4 protein-coding genes and 1 pseudogene are annotated in these 5,766 nt (G+C 48.0%); 1 reads left to right on the top strand and 4 read right to left on the bottom strand.

The genetic code is table 11. The features are described 5' to 3' along the window. Window positions 1–324 precede the first annotated feature (324 nt). On the bottom strand, window positions 325–2,394 hold the full coding sequence (locus tag V6C93_RS27660; protein WP_333479886.1) for an AMP-binding protein: 2,070 nt from the start codon (window positions 2,392–2,394) through the stop codon (window positions 325–327). Between the two features lie 58 nt (window positions 2,395–2,452). Then, window positions 2,453–2,629, bottom strand: coding sequence for an NblA/ycf18 family protein (locus V6C93_RS27655; RefSeq protein ID WP_333479885.1), 177 nt, complete (start codon window positions 2,627–2,629; stop codon window positions 2,453–2,455). 834 nt (window positions 2,630–3,463) lie between these two features. Between V6C93_RS27655 and tnpA the strand changes: the two genes are divergently transcribed. After that, a complete protein-coding gene (gene tnpA / locus V6C93_RS27650) occupies window positions 3,464–3,865 on the top strand; it encodes an IS200/IS605 family transposase (RefSeq protein WP_349262864.1) in 402 nt (133 codons plus the stop codon). A 190-nt stretch (window positions 3,866–4,055) separates the two neighbouring features. On the opposite strand, the gene V6C93_RS27645 is transcribed toward tnpA, so the two are convergent. Both V6C93_RS27645 and V6C93_RS27640 read right to left on the bottom strand, forming a co-directional pair. Next, the gene (locus V6C93_RS27645; RefSeq protein WP_333479884.1) at window positions 4,056–4,967 is read right to left on the bottom strand and encodes a hypothetical protein; all 912 of its coding nucleotides are present in this window, start codon (window positions 4,965–4,967) and stop codon (window positions 4,056–4,058) included. 484 nt (window positions 4,968–5,451) lie between these two features. Further along, window positions 5,452–5,766: pseudogene (locus V6C93_RS27640) on the bottom strand (homogentisate 1,2-dioxygenase); the annotation flags it as partial.

The following is a 5,766-nucleotide window of genomic DNA, read 5'->3' as shown; positions in this document are numbered from 1 at the left end:
TTTCAGCGGCTAAATCTGTTCTCACATGGCGACAGCGATAACTCTTTAACGAACCACTCCAGGCGCAGAGGACTCCGAGGTGAGATTAGAAGAGGAGAAGTTTTTCGTCTTAATTTGAAATGGCACTGATATGACTTAAGTCAAATGTCACTGACTGAAGAACTCCCCTACCTCACCAACCACTCCTTGTGCAGGGGGTCTGGGGGAGGTACTCCGTCCCCCAGTGGGGGGTTTGGGGGGAAACCCCCCAATCTGGGTTTTTCCTAGAAACGATCAACTTTCCCTTAAGTCAGTGCCATTTCCCTTAAGTAACTGCTATTCGTCTTAATTAAGTCGTTGTAGACTGACAGATTGCAACGGATACCGATCGCGCAACACCCGACGCATCACCTTATTGGAGGCGGTGCGGGGTAAGGCATCGACTAGGATGAGGTCGCGAATTTTGAACAGGGGGTTAAGATGTTGTGCGATCGCCTGCTGTGAGTCAGACTTAAGTGCTGCTGTATCCTTATGAGAGTCTGGTGTAACCACGGCATAGATGACTAATTGACTCGGCCCCCCTCCAGGAGGAGAAATTGCGATCGCAGCCGCTTCGCAGATTTCCTCGACGCTATAGAGTGCTTGCTCAATTTCTGATGAACTGACCTTAATTCCACCGAGGTTCATGGTGTCGTCCACCCGACCTTGGGCGCGGTAGTAGCCGTTGGGCAATCGCTCCATCTGGTCGCCATGACGCCGTAGAGGAGTGGGGGAGATAGGAAGAAGGGGAGTATGAGCGAAGTACACCTGATGGTGATTTTTGTTGAGCAACTCGGTGGAGAGGCCAATAGAAGGGGGGATGATCAACATCTCGCCTTTGTCGGCAGGATGACCGTTTTCTTCGAGAATGACCACATCCAAACCCAAAGCAGGTGTCGTAAAGGTTGAGGGAACGCAGGGTTGTACTAGAGTACCCGTGATGTATCCCCCACCAATTTCAGTACCACCACAGTATTCGATGATGGGTTTGTACCCCGCCAGGGACATCAAAAACAGCATATCCTGTGGATTAGAGCACTCACCCGTCGAGCTGAATGCTTTGAGCGCGCTCCAATCCAGCCCTTTCATACAGCCACTCGTTTTCCAGGCACTCACCAGACTGGGTACGACTCCCAACAGGGTGACGTGAGCATCCTGAACGAATTGCCCAAATCCTCGCTCTGTGGGTACCCCATCGTAGAGGGCAATGGTTGCTCGATTCACCAAGCTGGCGTAAATCAGCCACGGCCCCATCATCCATCCTAAATTGGTAGGCCACGCGACCACATCTTTAGGGTGGATGTCGTGGTGCAGATGTGCATCAACGGCGCATTTAATTGGGGTGGTTTGACTCCAGGGAATCGCCTTTGGCTCTCCGGTAGTGCCGGAGGAGAAGAGGATATTGGTGTAAGCATGAGGATGAGCGGCAATGGCCTGAAATTCCTCGTTTGAACTGAGAAATTCATCCCAAGTCAGGTCATTAGGACGCCGTTCAACCAACTGGGAGGAATCCTGAGAAAGAACAATGGCTGTAGGCGCATCGGCGTCAATGACTTTGGCGTAAAGGGGCAATTGCTTGCCAGCACGCTGAATGTAGTCCTGAGTAAAGATGGCTTTGGCTTTAGACAGGCGTAACCGCGTTGTGATTTCGGCAGCTGCAAAACTGTCGGCAATCGAGACGACTACGCAACCTGCCTTAACAATTCCTAGATAAATCGCGATTGATTCAGCCGTCATGGGCATGTCAATTGCGATCGCATGACCGGGTTGAAAGCCAGCATCCACCAGTCCATTGGCAACTCGGTTAGTCAGGGCATGAAGTTCTCCATAGGTTAGAGTCGCAAGCGAACCTCCACCCTGCTGGAAGATAATGGCGGGGTCGTCTGCGGGTGCCTGAAAACAGCTCTCAGCAATATTGAGGCGAGCACCCACTAGCCATTGAGGAGATTCGATGCCTTGGGACAGGTCAACGATTTCCTCGTAGTTTTGCTGGAAGCGGATACCCAGGCGTTGAATCATCACGTCCCAGAACTCGGCGCGATGTTGCACAGACCAAGCATGAAGTTCAACATAGGAACTCATCTTGAACTGCTTGATCAACTCTCCAATATGGGTCGTTTGGAGCTGATTGTCTCCAGGGAACCAAGCTGGAGGCAGTCCCTGGTTTACATCCCAATCCAAGAAGGTTGTTTCATACAAGAGTTGGTGCAGTGGAAAGGGGTGTTCGGGCTTCAAAATGTGTTGTGTGAGTTGCTGCCAGCATTCCCTGGCTGGTAAAGAGGACAGCCACTGATTAATCTGCGGAACTATTACAGCCGCTGTATTTTTATCCACACCACAGGTCACAATTTGTTCGAGCGAAAGTTGCTCTGCCATCGCTATTCACCCCTTTTAAGAGACGGGTAAACTATTCCTTCTCAATGTAGTCACTGAGTTAAATGGAACAATTTCTCAGCAAATCTCGGATGACATTCTCTTTCACCATCAGTAGTCGGGCTGTCTGAATTAAGATATCCTGCATTTGTTCCCGACTCATTCGCTGAGCTGATTCTTCCATCAGTCTCATTTGAAACTGCTGTTCTAATGTTAATTGGAATGATGAGCTATCCATAATCTATCTCCTGCTAACTTATGATGAACACAACGATGAGAAGTTGAGCGATCGCTAATCTGAAAGCACGTTCAAGGTTGAAGTTTAGAGCGATTCATTTCTTGGTTGTGTACTGCTACACAGGATATATAACGTATAGATATATACGCTAAGCTAGAGCAGATTAGCTTGAACTCCGTTGGGAACCCTGCTTCTGCTAAGTCAAGAAGGCCAGAATCTTGCCTAACTTCCTCCCACTAATAACTGTATAATTACAGTGGTTAAAAGTACCTCAACCTTAGGATTGAACCTGCTATTGACCTGGAGGAATGTCTCTTAAAAATCCACAGCCGTATAACAATAAGTTAACTAGGATGGAACCTCTAGTTAAGATTATTGATTGTAGAATTCCAATTTTGGACTATTTCAATCTCATAGCTAAGACATAAATGTTCTCAGTCACAGTCTGCCTACTCCACAATGATTGTGTTTGAATGTGACGGCTTCTAGGCTTTAAAAAAGCGTTTTGAAGCTACATTTGAGAGTAAAATAGTCGGTAAGTTCTTAAAAGCGCCCTGATAATCGATTTGGAGCTACTTGTTTACAGATGAAGTGGAGCGATTCTTCTACGACCTAATAGTGTGGCTCTCTCCTTAATCGCCTGATTCTCCACGACACCAGAGCAACCCAATTTATAGCCTTCGGGAGATTTGCAGATTTGGTTTGTTTCAGAGTGCTTTCTGTCTTGCCCCAGTTATGGCATTGCTGTGCTTGACAGTTTCCTACTGCTAAAAAAGAAGAGATTCGGTACTAGTAGATTAGTATCGTATCTCTATTATACACAAACTTAGCGCTATGCAATTAAACAAAGGTTACAGAAACGCTTATAGCCTAAAGTTTCATTTAGTGCTTGTGACGAAAGACCAGTGTAAGGTCATCAATTCGGCAATGCTGGAGCGCCTTCGCGAAATTCTCACGGCAACCTGCCAGAAGTGGGGATGCAAGCTAGAAGATTTTCATGGTGATGATAGTCATGTTTATCTGCTCATTGACTTCCCTCCAGAGGTACAACTGAGCAAGTTAGTGAACAATCTTAAGACAGTTTCCAGCCGTTTGATTCGCAAGGAATTCAAAGCTTGTATCGATAACTTTTGTAAGGATGCGTTTTGGCACGGTACCTACTACATCGCTTCTTGCGGTGATATGACGCTTGAGAAATTGAAGAATTATGTAGAGCAGCAAGTGAGCTTTTCTTAACATTAATCTAAGCGGAAAGTCACTGATTTAAGCAAGAAGTAGTCGTTCTTTGAAAAAACCCAGATTGGGGGGTTTGGGGGGAAACCCCCCACTGGGGGACGGAGTGCCTCCCCCAGACCCCCTGCACAAGGGTTGGCTGGTGAGGTATGGAGAGTTCTTAAGTCAGTGCCATTCAATCTAAAATTTCTCGTCAAGGAGCACGATCGCAGTTTAGCCCATCCCAGAAAACAGCGATCGCATCCAGTATCTCTCTACCCCCCTGGATGAACTTAGTGCAGTCAAAGTCCGGCTTGAAGTAGACCTCTTCGAGTTCCTCCAGCGTGTGCCCAGCGTGCTGTCCCTCAACCCGATTGTGCCAGGTGAAGAAGGCGAGATGCAGGTGTGAGTAACGTGTCTGCTTAATGTGCAGCAAACCATCTTCCAATTCTTGCCAAAATCCAGCCGCCGCCCAGTTCTCGACCGCAAAACTGGCTCCCTCAGCGATGTTCGGGTCGTCGCTGCCGTAGAGGCGGATCAACTCGTCGCAAAAGTGTAGAGTTGTCGAACTGCCATGTTTGCGCTTGCCGATGTCTGCGTAGTCTAACCCCAACCCTTGAGCCACGCCAATTAACCATTCAAAATGAGCTGCTTTAAAGCGGCAGATGCCACCATCCACCGTACCCTCGATGCTGACGAGTTCGGGGTCGCCATCCCGATCTTTTTCCTCCTCCGTCTGGGAAACGTGAGCGCTGACTGGTTGTTCTGACTTGCGGTAGATGACACCTAGCTCATTTAACAAAATTTCTCGCGTCGTCCTTGACTGTTGCAGGGTGGGCGAGTTAATCGTTTTTAACAGAGCTGCTACCAGGAACTGATTAGAAAACACCGAGAATTGCTTGAGGAAGTGCCGCAACTGTTCGTCTGTCGCTGTGCCTTCCCTAAACCAGTGGGTATAAGTGTTATTAGTAATGATGTGGTGCTGGAAAAATTCGCGATCGACTTCGGCAAGGAACTGTTGGAAGTCGTCCACTTGCTCTTGAGTTAGCTCACCGCGACGCCAGCGTTCCTCGATGCGTGAAGAAATGGTCAGATTATTCGGAGGTGCTGCCAGAACTCGAATCATAATTAGATTCCTCTTGGTTATGTTGTAGTAGGGTGCATTCGGCTTGCCCTAACGCACCGTTTGTGAATGCTTAGTAAGTGATATTGGATCTGGGGTGACTACGCCCTTTTTTGAGAACTAACCACAGAGGCACAGAGGACACTGAGAAGAGAAGAGGAGGAAATTCAAGATAAAAGGGAAAGGGCTTATAGCTCCGGATTTGGGATGATGTAGCAAAGGGCGGAAGGCTTCAGGGCAGTTCGCGCAGCGTTCTCCGCAGGAGTAGGCAGAAGGTTTATTACTGGTACCTGGACATTTAAGTCGTTCAATCTGTCCTAACTTTTATGGCGACAGCTATATCATTTCGTTTGCATACAAAATTAACTGACATCTTCCCTCCAAAACTCTGCGACCCTTTGCGCACCCCTCTGCGCGACTCTGCGTTAAAAAAAACACACGATTGGCATACCCACAAACTCCGATAGGACAAAAAAACTAACACACCCTACGAGGGAAATTGCTCCACAATCCAACTGTAGGGATAGTTGTTGTCCTCCAAAGCAACAGCATTCTGAGTCAGCCTCAGCGGACGAAACGTATCAATCATCACAGCAAGTTCCTCCGTCCGTTCCTTACCGATGGAACCCTCGTACAAACCTGGATGTGGGCCGTGAGGGATGCCACCGGGATGAAGGGTAATCGAGCCACGCTCAATTCCTTTGCGTGACATAAAGTTCCCTTCAACGTAGTAGATGACTTCATCCGAATCAACGTTGGAATGATTGTAGGGAGCTGGAATCGCTAAGGGGTGATAATCGAA

It is taken from the genome of Allocoleopsis sp., from assembly GCF_036703385.1.
Classification (GTDB): Bacteria; Cyanobacteriota; Cyanobacteriia; order Cyanobacteriales; family Coleofasciculaceae; genus Allocoleopsis.
This window is presented reverse-complemented; position numbering and strand designations above follow the sequence as displayed.